Source organism: Shewanella sp. TC10 (assembly GCF_009663145.1).
Taxonomy (GTDB): domain Bacteria; phylum Pseudomonadota; class Gammaproteobacteria; order Enterobacterales; family Shewanellaceae; genus Shewanella.
In genome coordinates this window covers 39,433-55,517 of record NZ_VKHR01000031.1, presented here as the reverse complement: position 1 = coordinate 55,517, position 16,085 = coordinate 39,433, and the positions used below count along the sequence as shown (strand labels likewise).

17 protein-coding genes are annotated in these 16,085 nt (G+C 38.3%); 6 read left to right on the top strand and 11 right to left on the bottom strand.

All coding sequences use genetic code 11. The features are described from left to right. Positions 1–36: 36 nt before the first annotated feature. Together FNZ24_RS12095 and FNZ24_RS12090 are read right to left on the bottom strand one after the other, a co-directional pair. On the bottom strand, positions 37–1,215 hold the full coding sequence (locus FNZ24_RS12095) for a VIT domain-containing protein (RefSeq protein ID WP_153914738.1): 1,179 nt from the start codon (positions 1,213–1,215) through the stop codon (positions 37–39). Further along, positions 1,212–1,655: a MerR family transcriptional regulator gene (locus FNZ24_RS12090; protein ID WP_228768465.1), complete on the bottom strand. Its 444-nt coding sequence runs from the start codon at positions 1,653–1,655 to the stop codon at positions 1,212–1,214. The genes FNZ24_RS12095 and FNZ24_RS12090 overlap by 4 nt, the downstream gene beginning before the upstream one ends. 171 nt (positions 1,656–1,826) lie before the next feature. Between FNZ24_RS12090 and FNZ24_RS12085 the strand changes: the two genes are divergently transcribed. Then, positions 1,827–2,093 carry a hypothetical protein gene (locus FNZ24_RS12085; RefSeq protein ID WP_153914737.1) on the top strand — a complete coding sequence of 89 codons (267 nt, stop codon included), beginning with the start codon at positions 1,827–1,829 and terminating at the stop codon, positions 2,091–2,093. Between the two features lie 559 nt (positions 2,094–2,652). Here FNZ24_RS12085 and FNZ24_RS12080 read toward each other — a convergent pair. After that, on the bottom strand, positions 2,653–3,300 hold the full coding sequence (locus tag FNZ24_RS12080) for a hypothetical protein (RefSeq protein ID WP_324187474.1): 648 nt from the start codon (positions 3,298–3,300) through the stop codon (positions 2,653–2,655). Positions 3,301–3,339: 39 nt separating this feature from the next. Further along, a complete protein-coding gene (gene yegS / locus FNZ24_RS12075) occupies positions 3,340–4,242 on the bottom strand; it encodes a lipid kinase YegS (protein WP_153914736.1) in 903 nt (300 codons plus the stop codon). Between the two features lie 380 nt (positions 4,243–4,622). Here yegS and FNZ24_RS12070 point away from each other — a divergent pair, with 380 nt between their 5' ends. Beyond that, positions 4,623–6,398 (top strand): DUF885 domain-containing protein, encoded by a 1,776-nt coding sequence (locus tag FNZ24_RS12070; protein ID WP_153914735.1) that lies wholly within the window; start codon positions 4,623–4,625, stop codon positions 6,396–6,398. 87 nt (positions 6,399–6,485) lie between these two features. On the opposite strand, the gene FNZ24_RS12065 is transcribed toward FNZ24_RS12070, so the two are convergent. The 5 genes from FNZ24_RS12065 to FNZ24_RS12045 form a co-directional block, all read right to left on the bottom strand. Continuing rightward, the gene (locus FNZ24_RS12065) at positions 6,486–6,929 is read right to left on the bottom strand and encodes an N-acetyltransferase (protein ID WP_153914734.1); all 444 of its coding nucleotides are present in this window, start codon (positions 6,927–6,929) and stop codon (positions 6,486–6,488) included. A gap of 110 nt (positions 6,930–7,039) precedes the next feature. Then, entirely contained in the window at positions 7,040–7,390 is a 351-nt protein-coding gene (locus FNZ24_RS12060; protein WP_153914733.1) for a putative quinol monooxygenase, read from the bottom strand. A gap of 95 nt (positions 7,391–7,485) precedes the next feature. Further along, positions 7,486–7,971, bottom strand: coding sequence for a hypothetical protein (locus FNZ24_RS12055; protein ID WP_153914732.1), 486 nt, complete (start codon positions 7,969–7,971; stop codon positions 7,486–7,488). A 215-nt stretch (positions 7,972–8,186) separates the two neighbouring features. After that, positions 8,187–9,269 (bottom strand): ACR3 family arsenite efflux transporter, encoded by a 1,083-nt coding sequence (arsB, locus tag FNZ24_RS12050; protein ID WP_153914731.1) that lies wholly within the window; start codon positions 9,267–9,269, stop codon positions 8,187–8,189. 104 nt (positions 9,270–9,373) lie between these two features. Beyond that, positions 9,374–9,712, bottom strand: a complete 339-nt coding sequence (locus FNZ24_RS12045; protein WP_153914730.1) for an ArsR/SmtB family transcription factor — start codon at positions 9,710–9,712, stop codon at positions 9,374–9,376. A gap of 322 nt (positions 9,713–10,034) precedes the next feature. Here FNZ24_RS12045 and FNZ24_RS12040 point away from each other — a divergent pair, with 322 nt between their 5' ends. The 4 genes from FNZ24_RS12040 (at position 10,035) to FNZ24_RS12025 (ending at position 12,855) form a co-directional block, all read left to right on the top strand. Then, a complete protein-coding gene (locus tag FNZ24_RS12040) occupies positions 10,035–10,706 on the top strand; it encodes a response regulator transcription factor (RefSeq protein WP_153914729.1) in 672 nt (223 codons plus the stop codon). Between the two features lie 415 nt (positions 10,707–11,121). Beyond that, a complete protein-coding gene (locus FNZ24_RS12035; RefSeq protein WP_153914728.1) occupies positions 11,122–12,252 on the top strand; it encodes a M14 family metallopeptidase in 1,131 nt (376 codons plus the stop codon). Positions 12,253–12,259: 7 nt separating this feature from the next. Further along, on the top strand, positions 12,260–12,577 hold the full coding sequence (locus tag FNZ24_RS12030) for a zinc ribbon domain-containing protein (protein WP_153914727.1): 318 nt from the start codon (positions 12,260–12,262) through the stop codon (positions 12,575–12,577). Beyond that, positions 12,574–12,855 (top strand): YeaC family protein, encoded by a 282-nt coding sequence (locus FNZ24_RS12025; protein WP_153914726.1) that lies wholly within the window; start codon positions 12,574–12,576, stop codon positions 12,853–12,855. Before FNZ24_RS12030 ends, FNZ24_RS12025 begins: the two co-directional genes overlap by 4 nt. A gap of 113 nt (positions 12,856–12,968) precedes the next feature. Here FNZ24_RS12025 and ansA read toward each other — a convergent pair whose 3' ends face one another. Both ansA and sppA read right to left on the bottom strand, forming a co-directional pair. Beyond that, positions 12,969–13,991, bottom strand: a complete 1,023-nt coding sequence (ansA, locus tag FNZ24_RS12020; RefSeq protein WP_153914725.1) for an asparaginase — start codon at positions 13,989–13,991, stop codon at positions 12,969–12,971. A gap of 174 nt (positions 13,992–14,165) precedes the next feature. Beyond that, positions 14,166–16,007 (bottom strand): signal peptide peptidase SppA, encoded by a 1,842-nt coding sequence (gene sppA / locus FNZ24_RS12015; protein ID WP_153914724.1) that lies wholly within the window; start codon positions 16,005–16,007, stop codon positions 14,166–14,168. Positions 16,008–16,085: the final 78 nt, after the last annotated feature.

Here is a 16,085-nt window from a genome sequence, read left to right as displayed (position 1 = left end):
MCATTACAATACAAAACGCGGGCATAGTTACAATAATTATATGACCCCAACGGCAGCTGAATGCRTAGCATTTGCAAGTAATTCATCTTCGCTCCAAGTTTGACCATCGGTAATGAGCAGTATATCGGTTGGTAAATGGGGTATTGTTTTTGAGTTGTAGGCTGCAGTTAATGCTGGTTGCATTTCAGTACCACCTAGATTGGCTGCAAGTATCTGTAACTTATCCTTAGCGATACTAATATTTGTGCTATCAGCAATAACAGATTCGTTGAACAGTTGATGGTGAACAGAGCCAAATAGAATGATATTGAAATAGTCTTGAGCATCTAACAAATTGAGCATATCAATTAATGCGACACGCGCTTGGGCAATTGAATCACCGGCCATTGAACCTGAGCAATCTACAACCATTTTAATACAGCGCGGCTGGTATGTCGGCGGACTTGTTTGAGGTTGGTCTAGCTGCGGAATAAATGATGTTAACGCAACTATTTCCTCTCCATCATTTGCCCAATAACCTTCTCCAATATATCCGTTGGGCTTATCAATTTCTAAAATGAAGTCACGATCCATAGGCTGAGCATGCTTAAGGCTGGCCTTCATGACTTGATCTATCACTTGGTATGCCACGTTATGAGTGGGGCTATTGATTGCAGCTCCTGCGAGTAAACCTTCAACAGTAATAGAGAAATTTAATTTATACGATGCTGATAATGACTGCTGTGGAATTTGATGCTGAGTAATATTAGCTTGTTGCGGGTTGCCGTACTTTGGTGCAATTGTCGTCGGAAGGTAAAACCGAAGGCTATCACCTTGCCAGTGGTGAAGTTGAGCATAGCTGATAGAAATGGTTGCTTCATGCTCAGCAAGAAGGTTCCCTAGGTTAATACAATATAACCCATCGGTGACTTTAGTTAATAGAACAGCGGTATCGCCGCTAACAATGGCTTGTTCATAATCTTCTTCAGCGACAGCGTTTGCTTTGACTTGACCTTGGAGTAGCTCGCCATTTATTTCAACTTCTAGTGACGTTAATATGGCATCAATAGGAAGAGGGAAGGTATAAACTGTTTCAATATTATTTGATGAGTTATTTTTATATTGCTGCTCAATTTCAACCTCTGATAGTACTCCCGTTAGTTTGGCAGATATATCGACTGATTTTAGTGCTACGTGTTCACCAGATATTGAGGTTAATCCAATTTCACTGTTCATTTATCTTCCTTATCGCTTACTGCAATGCGTTGGTATAACGAGATGATTTCTAGTGTGAGTTGTTTAGTTTGTTCTGGGCTGAGATTAGCTTTACTTGGGTTTAATGTAAGCGTTAAACCTTCATCAATATATATATGGCTACATACTTCAATATCGCCAGGTTGTGAACGTTTCAGCGGCGGTAATGGCTTAGAGCTTCCTTCATCAAAAAGAAGCTCGTTAATACGCTCAAGTGACAAGCCTGCGTCTTGCCATTTTTTAATCTCAAGTAGTCGCTCTAGGTGTTTTTGTGTATAAAAAGATCCTCGACCACTTCCTTCTGGAGCTGGTAATAATGTCTTTTGAATGTAGAAACGAATTGTTCTAGGTGTCAGTTCTACGAGCTGGCAAAGATCATTTAAGGTGTAGCGCATATTATTTTGACTAGGATTATTTTTCATGACATTAATACTAGACAGTGTTACTGTTTAGATCAACTGTTAAGTTTAAATTTATTACCAACCTAGTTAGTTGTTGAGAAAGGAGCTTGGTATTGCCTAATCATAAATTTGTTTATCTCCCGATATGGCGGTTGCTGGAAGCAGTAACCACCTCAAAAGAGGAGAAAGAAAATGAAATACAAACGCTCGCTGAGAAGGCATCACTACGACCGTAAAAAGCTAAAAGTTGCTAATTGTCATTACTTTGGTCACTCAAAACTGACATGGGATTTAGAGCTGAATTTGAAATTAGGCCTCTATGCCAATACCCCTAAAGCTTGGTCTTGTAGTTGTTGCTCAAGTCCACGGAAAAATAAAAATCTTAAATTAAAGGATAGGTTGTCTGTGCAGGAAAAAATTAGTGATATTAGACTAAAAGAATTTACTACTGATAACTAGAGATAGAACTATTGGGTAAAAGAGAAGTCTTATTTATACAAAATTGTGTATTAATGTAAAATTTAAACTTTAAGTACATGTAGTGGTAAAGCGAAAATGTTTTTAATAGAAATATTCTTTGTACTACTGCATGTGCTACTAGAACTCAGGTATTGGTTTTAAATTTTGATAAAACAGTAAGATAAATATTAATATAGACTGCCTCCGTCCCGCCAAATTTTGTGCAAATTACTTTCTTATCTGTTTGTTTCAAGCTGTCTGTTTCAAGCTGTCTGTTTCACTCTATCTGTGCCTAACTATCTTTTTCTGATTATCGGTTTCTATAGGCTATCTCTCGATAAACTTTTCCTAAGTAAATTCTTTCTAAAAATGCCTTCCCTGTTGAGTGAATTATTATTTTGAATGGCCAACATAAAAGTCTACAGCGTTAAAACGACATATGTGTGCATCTGATTTAAAATAGCTTAAAAGTGCGGCCTTTGCATTTGACGAAGAGCACACTTCTTAACTCAAAATAAGTTAACTTCACTTCACTTCACTTCACTTCACTCAATGATGATTAACTCTTAGGCGTACTCAACAATACTATCCCTAGCCAAGAAAACCATATGATTTGGCTTAAACCGAAAATCTCTGTCAGTACATCTGCAGGGTAGATTGTGAAAATACCTACAATGCCTACAAAAAGGCCAAAGTAATTGAGTATTTTAGGTAATTGGTTACCTTTTAAAGCAGCAAAACTCAGTAATAATACCCACAGACCGCCAACAACCTCGTTTCCCCCACCTAAGCCTTCGACGACTGCATAGATAGATCGCCAGACTGACATCGCTTGCTCAGGGTCTTTTGTTGCCAAGTCCAATGCCGTAGCTAACCCTATATTGGCAATCATTCCACTGGCAATGACCAAACCCACCCAAATGATCCCAAAGACCGAAGAAATTTGTGACAACAATGGAGTGTTTATTGTTAATCGGTGATGCATAGCCATCACTAATATCGCTAGCAAGACACCGAATAATACATACATGATGAGATTGACTATAGATAAGGCAACTTGGTTTTCAGCCAGAAAAGCAAACTGTTGCGCGGGGGTAGCATCTATCGGATAAGCCCAGAATGCGCCAAAAAAAATGAAAGCTGACACGTAAATACTAGCTTGTAAAAGCGCTGCAATTCCGCCAGCTTTTTGTAATTGGTTCAGCATATAAACTCCTTGTTAACTGAAGGCTGCCACAGGAACCGGTTAAATCAACGGACTGTGCTCAGGCAGTACAAATTTGATCGCATTAGGTTTAACTTCGAAACGAACTTGTTCACAACGATAAGGTTCACCATCAAGATTTAGTGGTAAGGCAATCTGAAAATCTATCTCTAGCCATTTAGTTTGAAAGTGAAAACAAAATTCCCCGTCGGTATTTGCAGTATGGATTTCTTCAATGACTTGGGGCAGGTCAATTGGGCTAAAGCCTTTGATTAAAGTCACGTCCATCAGGCCATCATTTATTTTTGCAGTGGGTGCTAATACTTGACCACCACCGGCTTGTCGGCCATTGCACATAGCTCCTACAACAATATTGCCTTCAAATCGGCCTTTGTCAGTAGTGATAGATCCTTCATAAGGCTTAAACCCGATCGCTTTGGCTAAACCTGTAAGGGTATATGCGCCTCCACCAAGGAAATCTTTTAGCTCCACAGGGGTTTCTGCGGTGACTTGGGCGCCAAAACCTGCGGCGGCAATATTGATGAAGTGACGATCGTTAGCACTGATCAGATCGATAGGAAAACTGTCGCCTGTCATGGCAAAGTTAAGTGCTTCAGTAATGGTGGTGGGGATTTGGCAAGCGGTAGTAAAGTCATTGGCCGTGCCTAGTGGTAAAGCGGCTATTTCAGGTAATGAATAGTTATTCTGTAAGTACATTAACGCAGTAACAGCTTCATTTAGTGAGCCATCACCGCCACCAATGATAATTCTATCAACACCTGCAATGATTGACTCTTTTATAAGGCGCTCCATATCTGCACCTTCCCATGTAACTTTAACTGCAAGGTCATAACCTTTATCTCTTAATGCATAAACCGCTTTACGGATCTCTGGAATACCCGCTTTTTTGCCATTTAAAATCAAACTGTAACGAAGCGTTGTCATTTCAAATCCTTTTTGCGATGCGCTTAATGACATAGTGTGCCATGAGTGATTAATCTATTACCTCAGAGTGACCGAATAAGTTGTCACAAAAGGTGTCAAAAGACTAAATTGAGCTGAAATAAATTGAAGTTCATGATTTACTTATGCCATAAAAAAGTTAACAACTGAATGTTAAAACGCTTAAAAAATTAAAATAAATAACAATAAAAACATATCAAGCTTGCTAACTAATGTTTTAAATCAGTTTGTGAAAGAAGTTTGTAACTAAGGTTTACAACCGCATTTTATAGCTAAAGTTTATACCAAGATTTCTAACTAACGTTAGCAGCATCTATAAGTTCATGAATAACATGTTCTCAAAGAATAAAGGAATACAAACAATGAAAAAATCCACCATTTCAGTCGCTATTGCATTAGGACTCACTGCACTAATGGGATGTAATAGTGCATCGACAACAAGTGATACCACATTAGCTGTGGAGCAAGTTCAAGCGCCGAGTTTCAGCCAGTTCTCTGATGGATTTATTGATGATTTATGGCAGTGGTCACCAACATGGGCGCTATACAGTGGAAAGCATGTCAATGATGGCTATTTAGAAATCCCAGACGATGCATCACGAGCGAAAACATTGGCGTTTGTTGAAACCCAGCAAGCTAAATTACTGGCATTTGATAAAACCGCTCTGACTACCAATGAATTGATCGACTACGAATTAATCTCAAATTTACTTGGCAGTATTAAGTGGCAACAAGAGCGCTTTAAATCTTGGCAGTGGAATCCATCACAATACAATGTGGCAGGTGGTTTTGCGCAAATTATTAATGAAGACTTTGCGCCATTAGATGTACGACTTAAATCTGTGGTTGAGCGTTTAGAGAATGTGCCTGCCTATTACGCTGCTGCACAAGCCAATATTGTCGATCCAACGATCGAACATACACAATTGGCGATTATGCAAAACAAAGGCGCATTTTCTGTATTATCAGACAAGCTTAAACAGCAAGTCAGTGAGTCCGGTTTATCTGATGCCGATAAAGCGTTATTTAACCAACGTTTTATCAAAGCAACTGACGCGATTAATCAGCATATTGAATGGTTGACCCAGCTAGAAGCCAAGCTTGAAAAAGAGGGCTCACGTAGCTTTAGAATTGGTGAAGAGTTATATGAAGAAAAGTTCGCTTTTGATATTCAAGCGGGCATGTCAGGCAAAGCATTATTTGAAAAGGCGACCGCAGATAAGTATCGCGTTCAAGCGGAAATGGCCAAAATTACACACGATCTTTGGTCTAAATACATTGATACGCCAAAACCACAAGATGACAATGCTGCGATTAAGCAACTGATTGACGTATTGTCAGTTAAGCACGTTAAGCGTGAGGATTTTGTTGATGAAGTGCGCGCACAAATTCCTGAATTAGTTAAATTCGTTAATGAAAAACAACTTATGATGCTTGACCCTTCAAAACCGTTAGTCGTGCGTGAAACTCCTGAATACATGCGTGGCTTTGCAGGTGCATCCATTAGTGCTCCAGGCCCTTATGAGAAGTCTGCCAATACCTACTATAACGTGACACCGCTTGATGGCATGAGTGATGAGTCCGCAGAAAGTTATTTACGTGAATATAACCACTGGATATTACAAGTCCTTAATATTCATGAAGCAATTCCAGGACATTACACCCAATTAGTCTATTCAAACAAATCACCAAGCTTGGTTAAAAGCTTATTCGGTAATGGTGCCATGGTTGAAGGTTGGGCTGTGTATACCGAACGTATGATGCTTGAAGAAGGCTACGGTGACTTTGAGCCAGAACTATGGCTTATGTACTACAAGTGGAATTTGCGTGTTATCGCCAATACCATCTTAGATTACAGTATCCAAGTGAATGGCATGACCGAAGAACAAGCGTTAGATCTGATGATGAATGAGGCTTTCCAGCAACGTGCAGAAGCCGAAGGTAAGTGGCGCCGTGCAACCTTAAGCCAAGTGCAGTTAACCAGTTATTATTCGGGTTATCGTGAAATTTACGATCTACGTGAAGAGCTTAAAGTCTCACAAGGTGAAGCGTTTGATTTAAAAGCATTCCATGAGCAATTCTTAAGCTATGGTAGTGCGCCAGTTAAGTACATCAAACAATTAATGACCAGTAAATAACGCCATAGTGATATGACAAAGCCGACTTTTAAACCGAAATTGTTAAGTCGGCTTTTTTATTTTTACGTTATTTTTACTTTCTTGTTTTTATTTACTTTCTCGTTCAAGTGTAACCGATACCATAGAGTAGGTCGGGTGACCTGTATGTTCACAAAGTTGCTCGCTAAGTAGGGTAAAACCTTGTGATAGATAAAACTGATAACTTGCATTGTTTTGTTTATAGACGTTCAAGGTTAAAGCATCACTTTGCTGTTTAGCATGCTCGATTAATTGAGTGCCTATTTTCTGATTTTGAAAAGCGGGGGCAATAAAAATAGCAGCTAACATGTTTTCTAATAGTGAATAAAAACCAACAACTTTAGAATTTAAAACAAACACATAAGTTGCAGAGTTTGGAATATATACATCTCGCATGATATTGACTTGTGAGTGCCAATATTCTTTTTCTACAAAATGGTGCGATTCAATGGAAGCGGTAAGCCAGATATCGATAACCGTATCGATATCTGCTGAGGTTAAGGCTCTGATCATGTCTTTCTTTAATCGCTCGTTATTGATATTTGATACTTAATGATGACGCTTTACATGTAAGCGATTGAATGTTAATAAATTTTAAAGCACATCAAAGAGTTGTCTCAAAGCTATTCATATATTGGTGTATCATAATGATAACCTTCATCAGAGTATGCCGTTACTTTAGCATCTTCAACTAAACCTGATTCCGCTTGTACTTGGGTTTCGAAAAAATGTTGAATTTGTTTTCTACGACCATGGGCTGCCCATGATTCTGCATCATCCCAAATCTCATTGAAAACAATTGGGTATTCGTTTCTAGTTGCACTTGGATGGTCAATTTGACGAGTCAGCATATATTGAATACATCCTTCTTCACGATATGAATCAGGTTCTAGTGCTTTAAGGATTTCAAACAGCTCAGACTCTTTTCCGGCTTTAGGCTTAAATTGTGCTAATACATAAACGCGACTACTCATGATATACCCCTTAACTTCAATAAATAAGAAATTATAATTAATACAGCATACTAGATTAAAAAACTGAAAATTGAAACGGAATAAATAAGCTTGCTTTAAAATGTCTTATTTAACCAGTCTTGCCATGTAATTGTTCGCCCCGGATATGCAACTTGGGTAAAGTTCCATGTTTCATTAAGCCAGCTTTTGATGGTTTGAAACAAAACACTCTCTTGTTCAATACTATCGTTTCGTATCCAAAAATGAACCACACATTGATATTGTGAAAAGTCACTTGGGTCAATGTAAATAGAGCCTAGGCACTTGGTTTGCGAAAGGTTAAAAACTGAATAAGCAAATGCCTTTCGTGCTTCAAATTCTTGTTTATGTACGTTAAGGCTAATAATGTTTTGCTCTAGTGTCATGTCTTGCTCAGGCCAATTTGAATGGGGGCCGAAGATACCTTGCAAAGATTGTTGGCTAGACATAACGGCTTCATAATCTAACTCCGCAACGTTTTCATCTAGAGTTGTAAAATAGAAATCTTCTGTACTGTGTATTAACGGCACTGAAAATGATGTAGACACTAATGGTTTTGTCATTTCACAACCTTTTATAATAATGACTTTTCAATTCATAAAACTTGTAAATCTTATCAAGATAGTGGTTTATTGATAGAGTTTTCGAGATGATTTGAACACTAATCAGTGCTTTATAGTCATTACTTTATAATCGTATCTAGTAAGGAATAATAAAAAAGCGAGCCATTAAAATAATGACTCGCTATGCTAATTAAAATTGAACTGACTGACTAAGTTTAACCATTCACTTTTCTCGCGGCTAATTTTGCTTCAGATTTTGCCTTCATTCTTAAGGCGATATTAACCAGTGCAATTAATACTGGCACTTCAATTAATGGTCCAATAACACCAGCAAAAGCTTGGTCTGAGTGAATACCAAATACAGCGATAGAAACTGCAATGGCTAGCTCAAAGTTGTTACCTGTGGCTGTGAATGCAATTGATGCATTCTTGTCGTACGGGATCCCCATCTTTTCGCCAATAAAAAAGCTGATAAAGAACATTAGTACAAAATAAATTCCTAATGGTAAAGCGACTCTAAGTACATCCATAGGTAGCTCAAGGATCATGTCACCCTTTAAACTAAACATTAGTACGATAGTGCCGAGTAATGCGATTAAGGTAATAGGTGAAATTTTAGGAATAAATACTTCGTTGTACCATTGCTCACCTTTACGAGCGACTAAGATTTTACGACTTAAAAATCCTGCTAAGAATGGTATACCTAGGTAAATCATTACACTTTGAGCGATATCAGCCATTGAAATATCAACAACAAAACCTTCGTAGCCGAAAATGGGTGGTAAAACAGTGATAAACAACCACGCCATGACACTGTAAGTTAATATTTGGAATACGCTGTTAATCGCTACAAGTGCTGCGCCTAATTCTTTGTTACCACCGCCTATATCATTCCAAACGAGTACCATAGCAATACAGCGTGCAATACCAATTAATATAATGCCGACCATATAACCAGGGTAATCACTTAAAAATGTGATAGCCAAAATAAACATTAGGATTGGGCCAACAATCCAGTTCATGATTAATGAAAGGGTAATGGCTTGTTTATCTTTGGTGACTTTGCCTAGTAATTTGTAATCTACTTTTGCTAGTGGCGGATACATCATCAAAATAAGACCAATAGCTAGCGGAATGTTAGTACTACCTACACTCATTGAATTGGTGATTTGTTCGACTTGTGGGAATAGGGCACCAATCGATACGCCTATTGCCATAGCAACAAATATCCAAAGAGTAAGGTAGCGATCAAGAAAGCTCATTTTTTTTGTTGCAGTTTCAGGAATATTTTCACTCATTGTCATTTCTCTTATCTTTTATAGCTTTATCGATTATCGTCGAAAAACGATTAAGTAAAGCAGAATTAAATATTATATCTTTGCACTAACCATGTGCTCTAAATTTAAAACAGCTCGCAATATTGTTGTTTGAAATCTTCTAATGCCTCGCGATTAATGCGATAGCATATTTTTGGTGGATTGGGTTCAGCACAAATAAAACCTGCTTGCTTTAAAATACGAATATGTTCAGAAACCGTTGATTGCGCAAGACCTACTTCAGCAACCAGATCACTACTTAAACAGCCGCCAAGTTCATCAAGATTAAACAGTATCTTTAGTATTCTTACACGGGCAGGGTGTGACATCGCCTTAGCTTGCGCTGCGAATGACTTTTCATTGATTAACTGTTGCTCTGTCACGCTGAAGGCTAGTTGAGCACTTTTACCGCAATCTGCTGCCATGAATTAATCTCACTATTGTCGAAAATATGAATCAACTATTAATATTGCAACTCATATTTTATCTAAGCTAATTGAATCTAAGCTGATTGGATCTGAGCTGATTGAATCAGAGTAGCAAGTGCAAATAGTTAATCGTCGATTAACGATGAGTTTATGCCTATCTCAGATGACTGGCAAACATTTTTGTTGGATTATGCATATTTATCTTTAATTAGATAACGAAAAGTTAACTTAGATCTCAAATTTACATAAATATAGTAGTAATAACAAAATCACAGTGATAATCTAAATGGTAATTGTTCTCGTTTAGATTAAGTCCGTTATGAAAAAGATTCTCCTGATTGATCAACAGCTCACCAATAGCCTACAACTATGCCAGCAAATGGAGTCCATGGGATATGTCATTCAGATAGTAGACAATGGCTTTAATGCACTGGTGGAACTGGAGCGTAACGAATTTGAAGTTATCTTATTAGATTACTGTGTTCCGAAGATGGATTCATTCTGGCTATTAATGGCTAAGCATTGCCAAACTCCAGTGATTGTATTGGCTAACAGTAATGACGATCAGGAAAGAATTCACGCATTTGAACAAGGCGCAGATGATTACATAGCCGCTCCATTTAACGTTAAAGAATTGCTGCTTAGAGTCAACGTACTTCGTAGAAGAAGCGAGAAAGTTGTCCATCAATCAGATTTTGACGATATCTTGTTTGATGATGTGAGTAACACTGTGATACTAAACACCCAGAATTTAAAACTGACACAGACAGAGTATCGTTTGTTTAAGTATTTATTCCAGCGCAAGGGTGAAGTCGTTACAAAAGCTGAACTGCAGATGCGTGTCTTGCATAAAGAACTAGGTGAGTTTGATCGAAACCTCGATATGCATATCAGTAACACACGTCGTAAGATGGCGAAGAAGTGTTTACCTCGTGAATTAATCAACACAGTCCGTGGTAAAGGTTATTGTTTTAGTCCTATTTTAATTTAGTCCTTTTTTAATTTAGTGTTCAGTTACCTGTGTTCCATTTATTAAAGCTAATACACAGGGTGACAAAAACCATTCTAATGTCATCTTGCACAAGCTGTATCACTGAACAGAACACTATGATGAGTCGTTCAAACTATTAATTCGCTGTAAGTTGTTTTTCAGTCCAAAACTTATATTGATAAAAATGCCGAGTACATTTTGTATTCGGCATTTTTGTACCAATTTGTTAGTGCTGTATTAAACAAATAAACTGACTTGTTCAGTAAGTATCTCTGCTAGGCAACGTTTTAGACTTGAATTAGCCATTATTTGAACAGATGTGTCCTTGATGTTCAGCATTTGATTTTATTGAGTAACGGCATTTGATAAGATGCTGGCATAAAAAATCGATAACAACCTTACATAAGGAAGTCCTATGCGTATTAACGCGAATTTTGATGGTGGCAACATTGAGACTATCAATTTAGACAAACACGATGACATTCAACTTGCGATTAGACCTGATGAAGGTGGTGAATTCTATCAGTGGTTTAACTTTCGTATGGAAGGTGAAATCGGTCAAACTTATATATTGAACATCATGAATGCTGGTACAGCATCTTACCCTAAAGGTTGGGAAGATTATCAAGCTGTAGCAAGTTATGACCGCCAACATTGGTTCCGTTTACCAACGACCTATCAAGATGGCAAGCTTTCGATTCAAGTGGATTTAGATTGTGAAGCTATTCAAATTGCTTACTTTGCTCCATACAGTTATGAGCGTCACTTAGATTTAATCAGTTCTGTTCAATTACACCCATCAGTAAGCCTTGAAAATCTTGGTTTAACCCTAGATGGTCGTGACATGAGCTTACTTAAAATTGGTGACAATGACCCAGCTAAAAAGAACATTTGGATTACCGCAAGACAGCATCCAGGTGAAACAATGGCTGAGTGGTTAATTGAAGGTTTGTTAAATCAATTACTAGACAGTGATTGTCCTACAGCAAAACTGCTACTAGACAAAGCTAACTTCTACATTGTGCCTAACATGAATCCAGATGGCAGTGTCAGAGGCCATTTACGCACTAATGCTGTAGGCACTAATCTAAACCGTGAATGGCAGTCGCCGAGTTTAGAGCGAAGCCCTGAAGTCTATTACGTTACAAACAAGATGAAAGAAACAGGCGTAGACTTATTTTACGATGTGCACGGTGATGAAGGTTTACCATACGTATTCGTTGCAGGCTGTGAAGGTGCACCTAACTACACTGAACACATGGCTAAGTTGCAAGAGCAGTTCCTTGCAGCATTAGGCATGGCAAGTGCTGATTTTCAAACTAAGTACGGATATGACAAAGACGAGCCAGGTAAAGCAAACTTAACTGTTGGTTCTAACTGGGTTGGTAACACATTTAAATGTCTAGCTAATACATTAGAAATGCCGTTTAAAGACAACGACAACTTGCCTGATCCTGTAGTAGGTTGGTCGCCAGCTCGTTGTGAATATTTAGGTGAAGCATCGTTAGTTGCTATGCTTGCCGTTGTTGATAATTTAGCAAAGTAGGCAAGTTATGGCGTTAATTGAATGTCCTTCATGTCAAAAGCGTATTTCGAGTAAAGCGAAAGAATGCTCTCATTGCCGAGCAAAAACTGACGGTGATAATGAATCTGTTCGTATTATTAGTCACATCCAGAAATCAAATAAGTTAATGACTCACAGTTTTGTGTTTTTAACCTTATTTATTGCAGGTGTGGTGATTTGGTTTTGGGGTGGTGAAACAGCGACAGGCTTACAATCGCAAATAGCAGTAGGCTGCTTTGTATTTGGTTTTGTTGGCTACACCATCACACGAGCAAGGATTGTATTACATAAACGGAAAAGCGTATGAATGATATCAATAAAGTCATCGATGAGATGCCAGACGAAGTATATCATCGTCTAAAATCAGCTGCTGAAACAGGTAAGTGGGAAGATGGCACCGTTTTATCTGCTGAGCAAAAAGAGTCTACATTACAAGTCGTCATGTTATATCAGGCCCGCAAATTATCGCAGACTGATCATTTTACTATTGGTGCTGGTGGCAAAATTAATGAGCTGTCTAAATCACAGCTCAAAAAAGAGTTCCGCGGCGAATCAATTGCGGAATTTAAAGAGTCTGATATTTAGCTTTATCCAGCCTTTGTAATGAATTTATTGCGATGCAATAAAATAAAAAGCCGTATTATAGTAATGCGGCTTTTTTAATTTAAATACAATGTCTTATATTATTTAGTTTTGCGTTACTCTGTAAGTTCACCCAAGAGGTTTTTCTTCATTGCTGATTTAACTTCAGCAGAAGTCAAATTTTTTGAAAGTAAATAATGCAGTTTTGCTAACGCAGCTTCGATGGTCATGTCTGAACCACTGATCACCCCAGCTTGTGCTAACGCATTGCCTGTTGCATAACCACCCATGTTAACTTTCCCTTGAAAACACTGGGTAAGGTTAACGATAACTATCCCTCGCTCATCTGCTTGTTTTAGCGTATCCAACAATGCTTTATCTTGAGGGGCATTACCTACACCAAAAGTCAGTAAGATTAGTGCTTTAACAGGTTGCATCAAGATATTAGCGAAAATTTCGGTAGATATCCCAGGATATAGCGTAATAACGCCTACTGGCTGAGGACTAATATTAATGACTTCTAATGGCATTAATGGCGCTTCGGTTGTGGGCTCAGTTATTTGTCCTGCTCTGAGGTTTATTTTTATCCCTGCTTCCAGTAATAACGGGAAGTTTGGTGAGGCAAAAGCATCAAAACCATCAGCATGTGCTTTAGTCGAGCGATTACCCCTAAAAAGTTTGTTATTAAAGAACAAGCAAACTTCAGCTACTGGGTAATTAGCTGCGATGTATAATGAATTCAGTAGATTAGTTTGCCCATCTGAACGTAGCTGGGCTAACGGAATTTGAGAGCCTGTGACGATAACAGGCTTAGATAAGCCTTGGAGCATAAATGATAAGGCTGAGGCTGTATAGGCCATGGTGTCAGTACCATGCAAAATTACAAAGCCATCATACTTGTCGTAATTTGCCTTAATATCATTAGCAATGAGCTGCCAATCAGTAGGCGCCATGTTTGATGAATCTATTAATGGCGAATATTCATTAATGACAAAACTAGGCATTTCTTCATGATAAAACTCTGGCATCGATTTTACACAATCAGTTAAAAAACCTGCCACAGGGGCAAAGCCATTGTCTGTTTTGCGCATACCTATGGTACCGCCGGTATAAGCGACGTATATAGAACGTTTTGTCATTGAAGTTAATTCTCAGAGCGAGTTATTATCAGATCTGCAAATTATACGTCTTAGGTTGAGTAAAACCCAATAAAAATGCCCGCAAAGCGGGCATTTTTGAATATTATTCATTTTGAGGCGTTAAAGTCGCTAAAACACAAACGCTTTTAATGATGCTGAAGGCCTGATGTTCACCTAAAAATTGCAGTGTTCGCAATATAGATACATGCCGTTAGGGTCATCAAACATTGAAAATTCTTCCACAACGGATATCCATTGACTGAATAATTGTTCTAGCATTGGTGATTGAGTAGAAGCTTCAGGTAAATAAGTCGATGCAGAGGCCAGCATTTTCTGCACGAAGATTTCTTCTGTAGTAAGTTCACGCTCAATAAGCTTGGTATCAAACTTTTCAATTTCAGCAAGTTCTGCAGCTTTTGCTACGGCGCTATCTATATCACCGAGCTCATCAACTAAACCAAGTTCAGTCGCTCTGGTACCTGACCAAACACGGCCTTGTGCAATGCGATCGACTTGTTCAAGGCTCATATCGCGCTCTTTGGCGACTAACGAAATAAACTCATGATATCCATGTTCAATATGTCGTTGTACAACTGCCGAAACATTAGGGTCTAAAGCGCGAGTTGCAGAAATGCCAGCCCATTCTGATGTCGACACACCATCCGAGTTTATGCCCCAATTAGCTAAGACATTTTCGAAGGTAGCAAACATGCCAAAAATTCCGATAGAGCCGGTTAGGGTAGTTGGCGTTGCATAGATATAATCGGCACTTGCAGAAATCCAGTAACCGCCAGAAGCTGCAAGACTCCCCATGCTTACAACTACAGGTTTACCGGCATCTTTTAGTGCAATGACTTCTTGTCTGATTTTTTCAGAAGCAAATGCACTACCACCGGGGCTGTCTACACGTAAAACTACGGCTTTAACTTTATCATCAAAGCGTGCTTTTTTAAGTAGTGCAGAAGTGCTTTCACCACCAATTTGGCCAGCGGGTTGTTTACCATTAAGAATATTACCTTTGGCGACAATAATCCCTACAGAGTCTTGTTCAATTAGACTAGGTACAGGCTGTACAGCCGAGTAATATTCAGAAAAAGTAATTTGTTTGAATGATTCACCATCCGTGTTTTGGCCAACTTTCTCAACCATTGCTAAGCGGAATGCTTCATCTGAAACCAGTTCATCGACCCAATTCATGTTTAATGCTAATTGAGCTGAGTCACCTGAAACCTTATCTAACTCGGTTAAGTAACGTTGTGGATTAAGTACAATATCGTATTCATTAATATTTCTGTTTGAGGCGACTATCGACTCATAGTTTTGCCAAATATCGTTTAGTAATGCACTGCTAGCCTCTTTTGCTGGTGCAGACATATCATCACGGATATAGGGCTCTACTGCTGATTTAAAGGTACCTACACGAAATACATGAGTACTGACGTTTAATTTATCTAATGCCGATTTATAAAATAAGCGGTAACTGCTTAACCCTTCAAGAGATACAGCACCTTTATTATTTAAATAAATTTCATCTGCATAACTCGCAAGGAAATATTGATTTTGTTCGTAAGAATTGCCAAAAGCGACCACTGTTTTATCTGCAGCTTTAAATTTATTAAGAGCCTCACCGATAGCAGTCATTTTACTGATACCACCGGATCGCAAATTTCCCATTTTGAGCACTATGGTATTGATACGCGGATCTTGAGTCGCACTGTCAATAACGTAAACGATGTTTGAAAGTAATATTTCACCATTCGGATCATCAGTTTTGCTTTGTTTGAATACTGCTTCTATAGGATCAACATGTCTTTTTTGATCGACAATGCTGCCTGCAAGGTTAAGCACCAATGCAGATTGTTCAGGCACAACAATTTCATCGTCAGCACTTAATGCCACAACGATTATGGCTATGAATCCGAAAAATATAAGGTTTAAGATGATTTTACGAATACCGTTAATGGTTTTCCAAATCAGGGTAAAGATTCTTTTTATCAGTGATGGTTTGGCGGACATTAGCCACTCCTATAGCATTCTAATACTGTAATGCTAACTGATTATGACTCACTTGGGTAAATTGAATTGTAACGGTTT

Excerpts from the sequence above, each read along its gene's own strand:
- FNZ24_RS12085 (WP_153914737.1), top strand. The coding sequence starts at position 1,827 with ATGAAATACAAACGCTCGCTGAGAAGGCATCACTACGACCGTAAAAAG.
- FNZ24_RS12035 (WP_153914728.1), top strand. The coding sequence starts at position 11,122 with ATGCGTATTAACGCGAATTTTGATGGTGGCAACATTGAGACTATCAAT.
- FNZ24_RS12090 (WP_228768465.1), bottom strand. The coding sequence starts at position 1,655 with ATGAAAAATAATCCTAGTCAAAATAATATGCGCTACACCTTAAATGAT.
- yegS (WP_153914736.1), bottom strand. The coding sequence starts at position 4,242 with ATGACAACGCTTCGTTACAGTTTGATTTTAAATGGCAAAAAAGCGGGT.
- arsB (WP_153914731.1), bottom strand. The coding sequence starts at position 9,269 with ATGAGTGAAAATATTCCTGAAACTGCAACAAAAAAAATGAGCTTTCTT.
- FNZ24_RS12030 (WP_153914727.1), top strand. The coding sequence starts at position 12,260 with ATGGCGTTAATTGAATGTCCTTCATGTCAAAAGCGTATTTCGAGTAAA.
- FNZ24_RS12055 (WP_153914732.1), bottom strand. The coding sequence starts at position 7,971 with ATGACAAAACCATTAGTGTCTACATCATTTTCAGTGCCGTTAATACAC.
- FNZ24_RS12045 (WP_153914730.1), bottom strand. The coding sequence starts at position 9,712 with ATGGCAGCAGATTGCGGTAAAAGTGCTCAACTAGCCTTCAGCGTGACA.
- FNZ24_RS12040 (WP_153914729.1), top strand. The coding sequence starts at position 10,035 with ATGAAAAAGATTCTCCTGATTGATCAACAGCTCACCAATAGCCTACAA.
- ansA (WP_153914725.1), bottom strand. The coding sequence starts at position 13,991 with ATGACAAAACGTTCTATATACGTCGCTTATACCGGCGGTACCATAGGT.
- FNZ24_RS12060 (WP_153914733.1), bottom strand. The coding sequence starts at position 7,390 with ATGAGTAGTCGCGTTTATGTATTAGCACAATTTAAGCCTAAAGCCGGA.
- FNZ24_RS12065 (WP_153914734.1), bottom strand. The coding sequence starts at position 6,929 with ATGATCAGAGCCTTAACCTCAGCAGATATCGATACGGTTATCGATATC.
- FNZ24_RS12070 (WP_153914735.1), top strand. The coding sequence starts at position 4,623 with ATGAAAAAATCCACCATTTCAGTCGCTATTGCATTAGGACTCACTGCA.
- FNZ24_RS12025 (WP_153914726.1), top strand. The coding sequence starts at position 12,574 with ATGAATGATATCAATAAAGTCATCGATGAGATGCCAGACGAAGTATAT.
- FNZ24_RS12080 (WP_324187474.1), bottom strand. The coding sequence starts at position 3,300 with ATGCTGAACCAATTACAAAAAGCTGGCGGAATTGCAGCGCTTTTACAA.
- sppA (WP_153914724.1), bottom strand. The coding sequence starts at position 16,007 with ATGTCCGCCAAACCATCACTGATAAAAAGAATCTTTACCCTGATTTGG.